Below are 15438 nucleotides of genomic sequence, written 5' to 3'. Positions count from 1 at the left end.
ACGGATTCATTTTCGGAAGGAGATAAAGATGGGGCCAATGCAGGAAATCGGTACCTTGCTGATACAGACACTGGGATCACTGTTTCTGATCGTCGTGTTGCTGCGGTTTTTACTGCAGCTGGCGCGGGCCGACTTTTACAATCCGCTGTCGCAATTTGTGGTCAAGGCCACCAACCCCCTGTTGATCCCGTTGCGCCGGCTGATTCCCGGCGTTATGGGTATCGATGTCGCTTCGCTGGTATTGGCGCTGCTGGTGCAGGTGGTACTGATCGAGGCCACCGCGCTGGTGCTGGGGGTGGGCTTTATCGGCCTGCTCACCGTGGCAGTGTGGGGCGTTATCGGTGTGTTGTCGCTGTTGGTCAATATCTACTTCTGGACCCTGGTGGTGATGGTGGTGGCCAGTTGGGTGGCACCCCATAGCCGCCACCCGGCGCTGCTGCTGGTGCGGCAGCTGGTGGAACCTGTGATGGCGCCGTTCCGTCGCATCCTGCCGGATCTTGGCGGTATCGATATTTCACCTATTTTTGCGTTTCTCGCCATCAGCGTGGTGCAGATTCTGCTGCGCCACCTGGGCGCCGCCGTGGGTCTTGCCGGTGGCGCTGCACAGCTGGTAGTGGGGGTTTGATCACACCCTGATTGCCAATCCTGCCTCTGGCACCCTTTCCGTTTCTCCATTGTTGGGTTTTAATAGAGGGCTTGCGTGCCAGGTAACTGGCACTGCTCACAATAACAACAATAAATAACCAGAAAAAAGATTCTGCCGGAGAGCGGAACCCCGAGGTGTGATGGCGTGGATGTACAGTCTTTTTATCGACAGATGGCGGATTATGTCCGCTGGAAATCGTCGCTCAGCACGCAGCTGAGTGCTTTCCTGTGCTGGTATAAAACCTACCAGCCGGCCGATGCGACAGCCCTGCGCTGCCTGCGTCAGGCGTTGCAGACCCTTAACAGCGACAGCTTCCTGCTGGTGTTGGTGGGGGAGGTGTCGCGTGGCAAAACCGAATTAATCAACGCGTTGCTCTATCCCCAGTACGACTGCAAGTTGCTGCCCTCCGGCCCCGGGCGCACCACCATGTGCCCCACCGAAATTTATTACGACCCCCTGGAGCAGGCCAATGTCCTGCGCCTGCTGCCTATAGAGACCCGGCGCTCCTCGGCAACCCTGACCAGCTTCCGTCGCATCCCCAAACACTGGGTCAGCGTGCCGCTGGACAGCAGTGATCCCACGGCGCTGGCGGCGGCGCTGCAGCGTCTGGCGCAGGTGAAGCGGGTCACCACCGAAGAGGCTCACGCCCTCGGCTTTGATCTCGGTCACCTGAAGGCGGCCAGCGATGGTTTGTGGGAGATCCCGGCCTGGCGTCACGCCCTGCTCAACATGGACCATCCGCTGTTGCGCCACGGCCTGCGGCTGCTGGATACCCCCGGCCTCAATGTGTTGGGTAACGAGCCGGAACTGACACTGAGCAACCTGCCCGACGCCGATTCCATTCTCTTTATGCTGGCGGCGGATATCGGCTTGTCGGCCTCTGACACCCAGATCTGGCGCGACCACATCAAGCCCATGGCGGAGGAGACACCGGAGCGCGTACTGGTACTGCTCAATAAGATGGACAACCTCTGGGGAGAGGCCAGCGGCGATCAGGCACAGGTCTCTGCCAATGTACGGGCCAGTACTGCCCGCGCCCTGCGCATGAGCGAGGATCAGGTTCTGACCCTGTCGGCGCGCCAGGCCCTGCAGGCGCAGCAGCAGCCCAACGAGGAACTGTTGCAGTTCAGCCACCTGCCACAGATAGAGCAGCAGCTGGCTCAGCAGTTAATCCGCAATCAGGAACACCTGAGCAGCAGCGTGCAGGTGACGGATGCCATTCAGGTCATGCAGAACACCCGCAAGCTGATGAAAGAGCGGCTGGAGCGTGCCCGCCAGGAGCGCGAACAGTTGCGCAAGGTGCTCGACAGTCCGGCGCAGTCGGCGGCGCAGATCAACAGCCTGCGGCAGCAGGTGCGCCACCTGCACCAGCTCTACCGTCGCCAGTCTCTGGACCTGCGCGCCTACCAGCGGGAGCTGGAGCGGCGCTGTGAAGCCATGCGTGTACCCATGGCGGCCTTCCATCTGGAGGGGCTGATCAACGCCACTTACGAAGAGATGCTGAAAAGCTGGACCTTCGTCGGCTTGGGTCGGGTGCTGGGCAAATTTTTTGAGCAGTTGCACCAACGCAGTGACCGCTTGCGGCTGGAGGTGCAGGCCGCCAATGAGTCGCTGTTGCGCATATACGAAAATGCCCGTTATCACCGCCGCAATCCGCAGGAGGCCCTGGCCCGCCGCTTTGACCTGCAGCCCTACCAGCGACAGCTGGGATTGCTGGAGCAGCAGGCGCGGGAGTTCCGCCGCTCACTGGTGACCATGCTGGGCCTGCGTCGTCACCGCGCCGCACGCTTTATGCACACTCTCGGTCAGGAGGTGCGTACCATCAACAACCAGCTGCAGGAGAAGCTGGACGGTTGGGTGGAATCCGCCATGACCCCCATGCTGCAGGAGACCGAGCAGCAGAAGGAGACCTTGGACAGCTACCTCAAGCAGATGACCCAGCTGCGCCAGCAGCGCAGTGAGCAGTGGGCCAGGGTGCAGGAACTGAAGCAGGAGCTGGCGGTGCAGGAAGCGGCGCTGAGCGAACTGGACCACATTATCACCAGTGCGCAGGCCACCCCGGCGGCGCCCCTGCCGGACGGCGCCAGCCTCGCCTGAGGTTGTCCCCGTTCAAGGCTTGCAGGAGCGCAGCCTGATCCTTAGACTTGCGCTCCATTGCCCGCCGCCGCCTTGCCGGCGGCCATTTCGCCCTTTCTGTCACTGGTATCCCGATGGCTGACATTCACGCACCGGACTCCGTAGGAGTGGTGGTTCCCCAGACCCTGCAGTTTGACCAACCGCTGCAGCTTGCCTGTGGGCGCACGCTGGAGAGTTACCAGCTGGTGGTCGAGACCTACGGCACCCTCAATGCCAGCAAGTCCAACGCCGTACTGATTTGCCACGCCCTCTCGGGCCACCATCACGCCGCTGGCTACCACAGTGCCGAAGATCGCAAGCCCGGCTGGTGGGATGCCTATATCGGCCCCGGTAAACCTATCGATACCAACCGCTTCTTTGTGGTGTCGCTGAACAACCTCGGCGGTTGTCACGGCTCCACCGGACCGCGCAGTATCAACCCGCAGACCGGCAAGGCCTGGGGCAAGGACTTTCCCATGTTGCGGGTGCGCGACTGGGTGCACTCGCAGGCGCGCCTGGCGGATCGCCTGGGCATTGAACAGTGGGCGGCGGTGATCGGCGGCAGCCTCGGTGGTATGCAGGCCATGCGCTGGGCGCTGGAGTACCCGGAGCGGGTGCGTCACTGTGTGGTGATGGCCTCGGCCATGAAACTCTCGGCGCAGAATATCGCCTTCAACGAGACTGCCCGTCAGGCGATTATGTCGGACCCGAAATTTTGCGATGGTGATTACCTGAGCCATGACACCTACCCCAAGGAGGGGTTGGCCGTGGCGCGCATGATCGGCCATATCACCTACCTCTCCGACGATGGCATGGGGGAGAAGTTTGGCCGTGAGATCCGTTCCGGCAGCTTTGCGCAGGGGATTGAGGAGCCGGTGGAGTTCCAGATCCAGAGCTACCTGCGTCACCAGGGCGATGTCTTCTCCGACAGTTTTGATGCCAATACCTACATCCTGATGACGCAGGCGCTGGACTACTTTGACCTGGCGCGGGAGTACGATGACGATGCGGTGGAGGCTTTCAGCCGCGCCCAGTGCCGTTTTCTGGTGGTCTCCTTCACCACTGACTGGCGCTTCTCGCCACAGCGTTCGCGGGAAATTGTTGATGCACTGGTGGGTGCCAGCAAGCAGGTCAGTTACGCCGAAGTGGATACCGCCTACGGGCATGACGCTTTCCTGATGCCCATTGAGCGCTACTACCGCCTGTTTCAGGCCTTCATGCAGGGGATTGAGTTGTCATGACTGCGGTTGTCTCCAACAACACCTTCGTCGGCGACCTGCGCATTGACCTGTCGGTGATCCAGGAGTGGATTGCCGGCGGCTCACGGGTACTCGACCTCGGCTGCGGCGACGGTACGCTGCTGGCCAGTTTGCGGGATCACAAACAGGTCACCGGCTACGGCCTGGAGATCGACCCGGAGCAGATCACCACCTGTATCGCCCGTGGTCTCAACGTAGTGGAGCAGAACCTCGACCGGGGCCTCGCCAACTTCGCCGACAACAGTTTTGACACGGTGGTGATGACCCAGGCGCTGCAGACCCTGCGCGAGCCGCACCGGGTACTGGAAGAGATGTTGCGGGTGGGCAAGGAGTGTATCGTCACCTTCCCCAATTTCGGTCACTGGCGGGCGCGCTGGCACCTGTTCTTTAATGGCCGCATGCCGGTCTCCGACCTGCTACCCTATGAATGGTACGATACGCCCAATATCCATTTCTGCACCTTCCGCGATTTCGAAGTGCTGTGCCGCGAGTTGCAGATCACCATCCTGCAGCGTCAGGTGGTGGCCGAGGGGCCGTTCAGCCGCTTTCTGAAAGAGACGCGTCCGAACCTGTTTGGCGAAACGGCCATCTACCATCTCACCCGGCGTTGATAACTATATTCTGGCTATCGCGGTACAGGACTGCGGCAACCGGCTCAGGGAGGTACGATCATGGCCCGCTTTACCCATCATATTTTGCACATTGCTGCAGCTGCCCTGTTGTTGCTGGCGCTGCCGTCCCAGGCGCAGGAGGAGGCCCGGGAGCAGCAGGTCTATACGCAGTTCGGTGATGTGCGGGTGTTGCACACGGTGTTTAACAGCAGCTTCCTGCAGCCGGAGGTGGCCGCCACCTACAACTTCAAGCGCGCCGCTAACCAGATGCTGGTGAATGTGGCGGTGGTGCGTGGCGAGACAGCGTCCGGTGGCCTGCCGGTCAAATTGAGCGGTGAGGTCAGCAACCTGATGCAGCAGAAAAAGACGCTGCAGTTCACCGAAATACACGAGAAAGGGGCGGTCTACTATCTGGCCCCCCTGCGGCTGGATGCCGATGAGGTGCTGCACTTCCACTTTCTGGTGGAGCTGGACGGCAAGCGCTACGACGTGAATTTTGACCGCAAGCTCTACCGCGACTGACTGCTGTCGGAGGCACCATGCTCACCTATCTTGCCCACATGGCCGGCGCCGCGCTGCTGGTAAACAGCGTGCCCCACTCGGTGAAGGGCCTGTGCGGCGAATGCTTTCCCAGCCCCTTTTCCAAACCGCCCGGTGTGGGCCCCTCGAGCCCGCGGGCCAATATTCTCTGGGGTGGTATTAACTTCCTTGCTGGCTGCGGGCTGTTGTTCGGCATAGGCCAGTTTCAGTTTGGGCTCAACCTGGATACGGCGTTAGTGATCGCCGCGGGTTGGGGTTGCGGTTTCGCGCTGGCGCGTCACTTCGGCAAGCAGTTTGCCGGTACCGAAACCGTGGTTGAATGGCAGGTAACAGAACGTGACACAACTGACTAAGCTGGTGCTGGCCAGTGGTAATGCCGGCAAACTGCGGGAGTTTCAGCAGCTGCTGCAGCCCCTCGCCTGCGAGGTGGTGGCGCAATCCGAACTGGGTGTGGCGGATGCCGACGAAACCGGGCTCAGCTTTGTGGAAAATGCCATACTCAAGGCCCGTCATGCCGCCCGCCTGACCGGTTTGCCGGCACTGGCAGACGACTCCGGGCTGGAAGTGGATGCACTGGGCGGAGAGCCGGGTATCTACTCATCCCGCTATGCCGGCGTTGATGGTGAAGACAAGGATGCGGCCAACAACCGCAAGCTGATCAATGCCCTGGCGGGGCTGGCCACCGAAGAGCGCAGCGCCCGTTTCCAGTGTGTGCTGGTGTTTATGCGGCATGCCAACGACCCCACCCCGTTGATCTGCCAGGGCAGCTGGGAGGGGCGTATCCTGCACGAGGTGGCGGGGGAGGGTGGCTTCGGCTATGACCCGCTGTTCTTTGTGCCGGAACTGGATTGCAGCTCGGCACAGCTCCCCAAGGAAGAGAAGAACCGTATCAGTCACCGCGGGCGTGCCATGCAGCAAATGTTGCAGCAGCTGACGGCGCGCTACGGCGTATAAACGGCCTGAGCCGCGGGACTGTTATGCTCGTTTTACCGCCTCTTTCACTCTATGTGCACATCCCCTGGTGTGTGCGCAAATGCCCCTACTGTGACTTCAATTCCCACCGCGCGGGCGACGACCTGCCTGAGGCTGAATACGTGCAGCGCCTGCTGGCAGACCTGCAGCAGAGTTTGCCGGCGGTGCAGGGGCGGCGTCTGCATTCGGTCTTCTTCGGCGGCGGCACGCCGAGCCTGTTTTCGCCTGCGGCCATTGGTGAGGTGCTGGCGGCAGCAGAGCGTCATATTGGCTTCGAGACCGGGGCCGAGATCACCATGGAGGCCAACCCCGGCACCTTCGAACAGGAGAAGTTCCGCGGTTTTCGTGCCGCTGGGGTCAACCGTCTCTCCATTGGCGTGCAGAGCTTCAGTGACCTGCACCTGCAACAGCTGGGACGGATACACTCCGCCGGCGAAGCGGTGCGGGCGGTGGCCATGGCGCGGGAGGCCGGTTTCGATAACCTCAATATCGACCTGATGCATGGCCTGCCGGGCCAGACCCCCGCCGATGCCTGCGCAGACCTGCAGCAGGCGCTGGCGCTGCGGCCGGAGCACCTCTCCTGGTATCAGCTCACCATCGAGCCCAACACCGAGTTTTACCGGCGTCCGCCGCTGCTGCCCGAGGATGACACCCTGGCGGATATCCAGCAGGCTGGCGAGGCCATCCTGGCACAGGCGGGACTGCAGCAGTACGAGGTATCCGCGTTTGCCCGTGACGGGCGCCGCAGTCAGCACAACCTGAATTACTGGCAGTTCGGTGATTACCTGGGTATCGGTGCCGGAGCCCATGGCAAGATTACCTGGCCGCAACCCGGGCGGATCGAGCGCACCCGCATGACCCGCCTGCCCCAACATTACCTGCAGCGTGATGAAAGTGGCCTGGCGGCGGCTGAGCCGGTGGACGCCGACGAGCTGGCGCTGGAGTTTATGATGAATGCGCTGCGCCTCTGTGACGGCGTGGAGCGGCGCCTGTTTGGCGAGCGTACCGGCTTGCCCTGGTCGCAGGTGGCGGGGGTTTACGGGGAACTGTGCGAGCGAGGTCTGGTGGTGGCCGATGAAGGCCGGATTGCCACCTCGTCGCTTGGCCAGCGTTATCTGAATGAGGTATTGTCAGCGTTCCTCTGCGCCGAATAATTCGCCGGGGGAAGAGCCGCAAGATTTTTACTGGTGTCCGGGAGCCAAGTTTGGACAAGGGAATGTCAATCCACCTGCTGCAACCTGTTGCCGCCAACAGCTCGGCCCCGGGGCTGACGAGAGTCCGGTTCCTGTTCTGTTCATGCTGAATATCCGTCACTACAGTCGCCGCAATCCCATCGCCACCCGCCTGATGGTGCTGATCCTGTTGATCAGTACGCTGCTGGCGGCGGCGGTTGTCTGCCTGCAGGTCTACCTCGCCTACGAGGACGATATGGCCGAGCTGGAAAGCCGCCTGGATCAGGTGCGTATCAGCACCTTGCCCAGTATCACCAAAAGCCTCTGGAGTTTTGACGAAGAGCAGTTGCAGGTGCAGATCCGCAGCGTGCTGGAGGTGGAAGACGTGGTACAGGTCACGGTGTTGTGGCGTGACTGGAATGACGACGAGCAGGCGATGATGGCCAGCTCGCTGGACAAGGACCTGGATCTGGACGAGGTGGATCGCATTACCCGCCAGGTGGTGGTGAAACAGTACCCGCTGGTGTACCGGGCCGAGGGCGTACCGGACCAGGCACTGGGGACGCTGGTGGTGACGGTCAGTCTCGCCAGTGTCTACGAAAAACTCTACCAGCGCGCCTGGATTACCGGCGGGGTACAGATGACCCAGGCGCTGCTGGTATCGGTGCTGATCCTGTGGCTGGTGCGCTACCTGTTGACCCGTCATATCGAGGCCATCGCCACCTACACCCGGCGCCTCAATCTCGAGAACCTCAATATTGGACTGCGGCTCACCCGGCTGAAGAAGCCGGAGTCTGCCCCCGATGAGCTGGACAATGTGGTTTCTGCTATCAACCAGATGCGGCTGTCGCTGGTAGAGGATATCGAGGCCCGCCGCCTGATGGAGGAGGCGCTGCGGGCGGAGAAGGAGGAGACGCTGGTCAGTCGCCGGGAGGCGGCGGTGGCGGAGGAGGCGAACCGCGCCAAGAGCCAGTTCCTGGCCACCATGAGCCACGAGATCCGCACGCCCATGAACGGTGTGATCGGCATGGTGGAGTTGCTGCGTGACACACCGCTGAACGACAACCAGCAGCACTATCTGGAGGTCATACACCGCTCCGGGGAGACCCTGCTCACCATCATCAACGACATTCTCGATTACTCCAAGATCGAAGCTGGCAAGATGGAGCTGGAGTCGGTGGCTTTCAGCCCGGAAGCGCTGGTGGACGATTGTGTCGAGTTGTTTGGTGCCACCGCCAACAAGCGCCGCATTGAATTGATCGGCAGCGTCAGCCCCGACCTGCCGGCGCGTTTGTACGGCGACCCGACCCGGCTGCGGCAGATACTGATCAACCTGCTGGGCAATGCCTTCAAGTTTACCGAGCAGGGCAGTGTGACGGTGCGGATGGAGCCCTGTGGCGACGCTGACAGTGAGGCGCTGCCGGTACGCTTTACCGTGACCGACACCGGCGTGGGCATCTCCGCGGAAACCCAGAAGCACCTGTTTCAGTCCTTTACCCAGGCTGACAGTTCCACCACCCGCAAATACGGGGGTACCGGGCTGGGGCTGGCCATCTGCAAGAGATTGGTAGAGCTGATGGGGGGCGAGATTGGTGTTCACAGTGAACCGGGGCGGGGCTCCAGTTTCTGGTTTACCGCCAGCTTTGGTCCGGTGACGGCCGCAGGGCTTACCGATGCGGGGGATTCGCCGCCCTTGCTGGCGGGGCGTTCCATGCTGGTGGTGGAGGACAGCCCGCTGTTGCAGGAAACGCTGCAGTTGCACGGACAGACCTGGGGTATGGAGGTGGTTACCGCCACCGGACGCCGCAGTTGCCTGAGTGCGCTGGTCGAGCGTCGCGCCAGCGGCAAGGCGGATTTCGACTTTATCTCGCTGGACTACTACCTGCCGGGCGACGACGGCATCCGTGTGGCGCAGGAGATCCGGCAGCAGTACCCGCACTGCAGCAGCCAGCTGTTTATGCTGACCGCCGCCGATGACACCTTTGAGCCGGAGTTGCTGCAGGCCTGCGGCATAGTGAGGGTGCTGCGCAAACCCCTGTCGCCGGCCAAGCTGCGTACCGAGCTCTGCTCCATGCTGGGCCATATCAGCGGCAGTCCGGCACTGGCGGGTGAAGGGCGGCCCCAGATTGACCTCTCGACCCTGAAAGTGCTGGTGGCGGAGGACAATGCGGTCAACCGGCTGGTGATCAAGGGCTTGCTGGGTAAACTGGGTATCGAGCCGGTAATGGTGGAGAACGGGCGCCAGGTGCTGGCGGCCTGTGACGCCGCCGGGCGCCGTTTTGATGCGATCCTGATGGATTGTGAAATGCCGGAAATGGACGGTTTCGAGGCCACACGCCGGCTTCGGCGCCTGGAGCAGGAGCAGGGGGCCGGGGCGCTGCCCATCGTCGCCCTCACCGCCCATGCCATGAGCGAGCACCGGGAACAGGTGTTCAGTTGCGGCATGGATTATTTTCTCTGCAAACCGCTGACGCTGGCGGAGCTGCGCACCACCCTGGAAAAAATAGTGGCCCGTCGCCCCGGTCACAGGGCCTTGCAGGGCGCCGTATCAGACTCCTGAGGCGCTGTAGTGCCTGCGCAGGCTGTGTCGCAGGCTTCAGCACCCGGTCAGGCTTGAGTGTTGGGGGCGCAGTCTTTATCATTCAGCGTCACTATCCGCTTTTCAGGGGCGCTTTCCTGCGCTCTGCGAATCCGCCACTCTCAGGAGAACCGTTATGAGTAACAGCATCGTGCATGTAACCGATGCCAGCTTCGAAGCTGAAGTATTGCAAGCCGAAGGCCCGGTCCTGGTCGATTTCTGGGCCGAATGGTGTGGTCCATGCAAAATGATCGCCCCGGTTCTGGATGAGTTGTCCAGCGAGTACGACGGTAAGGTAAAAATCTGCAAAATGGATGTGGATGCCAACCAGGAGACTCCCGCCAAGTTCAACATTCGCGGTATCCCGACCCTGATTATTTTCAAGGGCGGTGCAGCGGAAGCCACCAAGGTTGGTGCGCTCTCCAAAGCCCAGCTGGTTGAGTTCGTGAACGGCAGTCTCTGACAGCCGCTTCAGGAACAGGGCTTCCGGCCCTGTTCCTGCCACTTTCCGGCCGCTCTGATTTAATTTTGCACAGCCGGGAATTTGCCGTTATACTCGCCGCTATCAATTGGTCGTCTGGCCAACAGTCCTGCCCATCAGTGGATGGTAATTTCAAAAAAACACCCGCCCTGATCCTACTCTTAAGCGCCCGTTACTGTGCATCAAGTGTTGGTCCAACAGCAGGCTTGGCCAAGTAATTCCCGATTCTTCTTGTACGATTTCTAATCAGCTAATGATTGGCGAAGTTCTGCACCTGTTGCGTGCCCGGGCTGTTGCCGGCCTCAGGCTGAAATAAAACAGACTTGAAGTTGATAAGGTAAACCGCAAACCCGTTACCGCAATTAACCACGGTGGGCGCCAGCCCCAGCTCGAGCGTCGTGTCGTCCGGCCCCAACCCCCACCAGCCCCAACCCCCCTACATCTCAAGAGCCTATGAACCTTACTGATCTGAAAACAAAGCCCATCGAAGAGCTGATTACTATCGCCAAAGATATGGGCATGGAAAGTCTGGCCCGCTCCCGCAAACAGGACATCATCTTCAATATTCTCAAGCGCCACGCAAAAAGCGGCGAGGATATCTATGGCGATGGTGTACTGGAAATCCTGCAGGACGGTTTCGGTTTCCTGCGATCAGCCGACAGCTCCTTCCTGGCTGGTCCCGACGATATCTACGTATCACCCAGCCAGATTCGCCGCTTCAACCTGCGCACCGGTGACACCATCTCCGGCAAGATCCGCCCGCCCAAAGATGGCGAGCGTTACTTTGCCATGCTCAAGGTTAACGACATTAACTTTGACAAGCCGGAGAACTCCAAGAACAAGATCCTGTTTGAGAACCTGACGCCGCTGTTCCCCAATGAGCGTCTGGTGCTGGAAGCCGGTAATGGTTCTACCGAAGATCTCACCGGTCGTATCATCGACCTGATCGCACCGATCGGCAAAGGCCAGCGCGGCCTGATCGTGGCACCGCCGAAGGCCGGTAAAACCATCATGATGCAGAACATCGCCCAGGCGATTACCCGCAACAATCCGGAGTGCTACCTGATCGTACTGCTGATCGACGAGCGTCCGGAAGAGGTGACCGAGATGCAGCGCTCGGTGCGCGGCGAAGTGGTCGCCTCCACCTTCGACGAGCCGCCCGCCCGTCACGTGCAGGTGGCTGAAATGGTGATTGAGAAGGCCAAGCGCCTGGTAGAGCACAAGAAGGATGTGATCATCCTGCTGGATTCGATTACCCGTCTGGCCCGTGCCTACAACACCATCGTGCCCTCGTCAGGCAAGGTGCTGACCGGTGGTGTGGACGCACACGCGCTGGAGCGCCCCAAGCGTTTCTTCGGTGCTGCCCGTAACATCGAAGAGGGCGGCAGTCTCTCCATTGTCGCTACTGCACTGGTGGAAACCGGCTCCAAAATGGATGAGGTTATCTTCGAAGAGTTCAAGGGTACCGGTAACCAGGAGCTGCACCTGGATCGCAAGATCGCCGAGAAGCGTGTCTACCCGGCCATCAATATCCGCAAGTCCGGCACGCGCCGTGAAGACCTGCTGATGCGTGAAGATGAGCTGCAGCGGGTGTGGATCCTGCGCAAGCTGTTGAACGATATGGAAGATGTATCCGCTACCGAGTTCCTGGTGGATAAACTCAAGGATCACAAGACCAACGATGAGTTCTTCCTCTCCATGAAGCGCAAGTAAGCGCTGCGCAGCACGCTGCAGATCCTGCCGGTTGTCCCTGTCGCCGGCCCCAAAAACCCCGCACTGCGGGGTTTTTTATTGTCCGGTTACAGCGGTTGTGCGGGTTTTTGTGAACATTGTGTGTGAAAAGTGATCGAAAAAGGTGGTGCTGCGTGGCGGCCGTGTTAGTATCCACACAAGCGTATTAAACGTACGTTTCATAAAGTGGCGGATCGATACGAACCCGCCGCAATAATAAATATTCCGCGTCAGAGAGATTAGATTATGAAGAGCGTCAAGCGACCCTTGTGGCTGGTTACCGGTGGGCTGGTAGCGGCTGCCGGACTCTCCTCCCAGGCCATGGCGGCCGGGTTTCAACTCAATGAGCACAGTGCTGCCGGCCTTGGGCGTGCCTTTGCCGGCGAAGCCGCCATCGGCGATAACGCCGCTGCCATCGGCCGCAACCCGGCTCTGGCCACGCAGCTGCAGGGTACTCAGGTCTCCGGAGGTGTCACCTACATCAATCCCGAGATCAGCGCCGACGGTACCGCCTCCTATCTGGGAGGCTTTGGTCCCACAGTGGATGCCGGGCGTGACGATTATGCCCCGGACGCCTGGGTACCAAACGCCTACCTGAGTGTGCAGCTCAACGACCGCTGGAGCTGGGGGTTGTCACTAAACTCCCACTTTGGCCTCAGCACCAACCTGGGCAGTACCTACGCGGCCTCGGATGTGGCCGATGAGGCCGAGATCATCACCTACAACATCAACCCCAGTGTGGCCTATCGCCTCACCGATGCTATCAGTCTGGGACTGGGAGTGAGCCTGGTGAAAGCCGATGCCACCTTTGGCACCTCCGTGCCCCTGGATCTGGGCCCGCCGTTCTTTCCTGTGTCGGTACCGCAAGGCTCCCAGGTGCTGAAACTGGAGGGCGACGATATTGGTTGGGGTGTAAACCTCGGTGCCAGCTGGCAGGTCAATGACGCCCTGCGCCTGGGTATGGCCTATCGCAGCGAGGTGGAGCTGGAGCTGGAAGGCAAGGCTACTTCCGACCTCAACCCTGCTTACAATCAGGGGGGCTCTCTCTCTTTGGACCTGCCTGCGGGTGCTGAGCTGTCGGCGATCTATGAGGTGAGTGGCTGGACCCTGTCCGCCAGTGCCCAGTGGACTGAATGGAGTGTGTTTGAAGCGCTGGTGGTGGACTTCGATGATGGCAACAGCCTCTACCTGAAAGAAGAAAACTTTAACGACAGTTGGCGCTACGCCATCGCCGCTGCCTACCAGCTCGGTGATCGCTGGACAGTACGCGCCGGTTTGGCGAAGGATGAGAGTGCTGTATCGGCTGCGCATCGTTCTCTCAGCATTCCGGACACTGATCGCCTCTGGTACAGCGCCGGTGTCACCTATCAGTTCGATAACCAGCTGAGTGTGGACCTGGGCTTTGCCTATCTGGATGGCGACGATGTGGACCTGCACGAGACCAGCCAGTTGGGCACCTCGTTCAATGGCACCAGCAGTGCCAGTGCCGAGATTGCCGCGCTGTCGGTTAACTACCAGTTCTGACGTTTGCCCTATACGACGACCGGCCCGCTTGCGGGCCGGTCTTGTTTTGGGGGGCGGCCGGCATCTGCTCCAGTTGCTGTCCTGCGTTCTGCAGGTGCCATTCTCCCGGGTGGTCACCAGCGAGTGACAGCCGATTCTGGGTACAACAGTCGCTCAGGTTTGGCGCCAAAAACAATGCTGCCCTACAATAACGGTCTACTGGGTAATACAAGGCCAATGCCGGCGCCGATCCGCGGCTGACGGTGTGGAATTCTGACACTATGAAATACAGCGACCTGCGGGATTTTATCAAGCTGCTGGAGAAGCGCGGCCAGTTGCAGCGCGTGAAGGTACCGGTTGACCCGGTGCTGGAAATGACTGAAATCTGCGACCGCACACTGCGTGCCGGCGGGCCGGCGCTGCTGTTTGAGAATCCGGTGGGTTTTGACACGCCGGTCCTGGCCAACCTGTTTGGCACTCCCGAGCGGGTGGCACTGGGTATGGGGGAGGACTCGGTCGAGGCACTGCGCGAGCTGGGCCAGCTGCTGGCTTTCCTGCGTGAGCCGGAGCCGCCCAAGGGCTTGAAAGACGCCTGGGAAAAGCTGCCCATCTTTCGCCAGGTGCTGAACATGGGCCCCAAGGTGGTGAGCAAGGCCGCCTGCCAGCAAGTGGTGTTGCAGGGGGATGATGTTGATCTCCATAAGCTTCCCATCCAGACCTGCTGGCCCGGCGACGCCGCGCCGCTGGTGACCTGGCCGCTGGTGATCACCCAGGGGCCCAACAAGCCGCGCCAGAATCTGGGCATCTACCGCATGCAGCTGATCGGCAAAAACCGCCTCATCATGCGCTGGCTCTCCCACCGTGGTGGCGCACTGGATTTTCGTGAGTGGCAACAGGCCAATCCCGGCCAGCCCTATCCCGTGTCGGTGGCCCTGGGGGCCGACCCGGCCACCATTCTCGGCGCGGTGACGCCGGTGCCGGACACCCTCAGTGAGTACGCCTTTGCCGGACTGCTGCGCGGTGACAAGACCGAAGTCACCCGCAGTATCAGCAACGACCTGCAGGTGCCTGCGTCAGCGGAGTTTGTGCTGGAAGGCTACATCTACCCGGACGACATGGCCGACGAGGGGCCGTTCGGCGATCACACCGGTTACTACAACGAGGTGGATAGTTTTCCGGTCTTTACCGTGGAGACCATCACCCACCGCAAGGACCCCATCTATCACAGCACTTACACCGGGCGACCACCGGATGAGCCGGCGGTTTTGGGTGTGGCCCTGAACGAGGTGTTTGTGCCGATCCTGCAGAAGCAGTTTCCGGAAATTGTCGATTTCTACCTGCCACCGGAAGGTTGCTCCTACCGTCTGGCCATCGTCACCATGAAGAAGCAGTACCCGGGTCACGCCAAGCGCGTCATGATGGGGGTGTGGTCCTTCCTGCGGCAGTTTATGTACACCAAATTTGTCATTGTCACTGACGATGATGTCAACGCCCGCGACTGGAAGGATGTGATCTGGGCCATTACCACGCGCATGGATCCGGCCCGCGATACCACGCTGGTGGAAAACACCCCGATTGATTATCTCGACTTTGCCTCCCCGGTCTCGGGGCTGGGATCCAAAATGGGGATGGACGCCACCAACAAGTGGCCGGGTGAAACCGATCGCGAGTGGGGTGAGCCTATTGTTATGGATCCGGCGGTCAAAACCCGTGTCGATGAGATGTGGGATAGCCTCGGAATTCAGTTGCCCTCCGGGCATTAATTGCAGTCTGTTTGGCAGTGTCGTGATCCGGCACAGGCCGGGCTGTCGTAAAGCAGGATGATCCTGT

At 60.6% G+C, this 15438-nt stretch carries 13 protein-coding genes; all 13 read left to right on the top strand.

The window, feature by feature from the left end; genetic code table 11:
* The first annotated feature begins 28 nt into the window (after positions 1-28).
* The 13 genes from GSF27_RS09135 to ubiD all read left to right on the top strand — a co-directional run bounded on the left by GSF27_RS09135 (position 29) and on the right by ubiD (position 15371).
* Positions 29-625 carry a YggT family protein gene (locus GSF27_RS09135; RefSeq protein ID WP_160968133.1) on the top strand — a complete coding sequence of 199 codons (597 nt, stop codon included), beginning with the start codon at positions 29-31 and terminating at the stop codon, positions 623-625.
* A gap of 165 nt (positions 626-790) precedes the next feature.
* Positions 791-2743, top strand: a complete 1953-nt coding sequence (locus tag GSF27_RS09130) for a dynamin family protein (RefSeq protein WP_160968131.1) — start codon at positions 791-793, stop codon at positions 2741-2743.
* Positions 2744-2856: 113 nt separating this feature from the next.
* Positions 2857-4002 carry a homoserine O-acetyltransferase gene (locus GSF27_RS09125; RefSeq protein WP_160968129.1) on the top strand — a complete coding sequence of 382 codons (1146 nt, stop codon included), beginning with the start codon at positions 2857-2859 and terminating at the stop codon, positions 4000-4002.
* Between the two features lie 35 nt (positions 4003-4037).
* Positions 4038-4631 (top strand): methionine biosynthesis protein MetW, encoded by a 594-nt coding sequence (gene metW / locus GSF27_RS09120; RefSeq protein ID WP_160968757.1) that lies wholly within the window; start codon positions 4038-4040, stop codon positions 4629-4631.
* Between the two features lie 60 nt (positions 4632-4691).
* The gene (locus tag GSF27_RS09115; protein ID WP_160968127.1) at positions 4692-5153 is read left to right on the top strand and encodes a DUF4426 domain-containing protein; all 462 of its coding nucleotides are present in this window, start codon (positions 4692-4694) and stop codon (positions 5151-5153) included.
* Positions 5154-5170: 17 nt separating this feature from the next.
* Positions 5171-5524, top strand: coding sequence for a hypothetical protein (locus GSF27_RS09110; protein WP_202410370.1), 354 nt, complete (start codon positions 5171-5173; stop codon positions 5522-5524).
* Complete coding sequence (gene rdgB, locus GSF27_RS09105) at positions 5517-6125, top strand: RdgB/HAM1 family non-canonical purine NTP pyrophosphatase (RefSeq protein WP_202410389.1); 609 nt, start codon at positions 5517-5519, stop codon at positions 6123-6125. Before GSF27_RS09110 ends, rdgB begins: the two co-directional genes overlap by 8 nt.
* A gap of 23 nt (positions 6126-6148) precedes the next feature.
* Complete coding sequence (gene hemW, locus GSF27_RS09100) at positions 6149-7297, top strand: radical SAM family heme chaperone HemW (protein WP_160968123.1); 1149 nt, start codon at positions 6149-6151, stop codon at positions 7295-7297.
* 142 nt (positions 7298-7439) lie between these two features.
* Positions 7440-9875 carry a response regulator gene (locus tag GSF27_RS09095; RefSeq protein ID WP_160968121.1) on the top strand — a complete coding sequence of 812 codons (2436 nt, stop codon included), beginning with the start codon at positions 7440-7442 and terminating at the stop codon, positions 9873-9875.
* Positions 9876-10029: 154 nt separating this feature from the next.
* Positions 10030-10356, top strand: coding sequence for a thioredoxin TrxA (gene trxA / locus GSF27_RS09090; protein ID WP_160968119.1), 327 nt, complete (start codon positions 10030-10032; stop codon positions 10354-10356).
* A 471-nt stretch (positions 10357-10827) separates the two neighbouring features.
* Positions 10828-12087 carry a transcription termination factor Rho gene (rho, locus tag GSF27_RS09085; RefSeq protein WP_160968117.1) on the top strand — a complete coding sequence of 420 codons (1260 nt, stop codon included), beginning with the start codon at positions 10828-10830 and terminating at the stop codon, positions 12085-12087.
* A 264-nt stretch (positions 12088-12351) separates the two neighbouring features.
* A complete protein-coding gene (locus GSF27_RS09080) occupies positions 12352-13629 on the top strand; it encodes an OmpP1/FadL family transporter (RefSeq protein ID WP_160968115.1) in 1278 nt (425 codons plus the stop codon).
* Positions 13630-13889: 260 nt separating this feature from the next.
* Positions 13890-15371 (top strand): 4-hydroxy-3-polyprenylbenzoate decarboxylase, encoded by a 1482-nt coding sequence (gene ubiD / locus GSF27_RS09075; RefSeq protein ID WP_160968113.1) that lies wholly within the window; start codon positions 13890-13892, stop codon positions 15369-15371.
* Positions 15372-15438: the final 67 nt, after the last annotated feature.

The organism is Pseudomaricurvus sp. HS19 (assembly GCF_009857815.1).
GTDB lineage: Bacteria > Pseudomonadota > Gammaproteobacteria > Pseudomonadales > Cellvibrionaceae > Pseudomaricurvus.
Note: the sequence above shows the minus strand (reverse complement) of the source record. Positions and strands in the feature narration are given on the sequence as shown.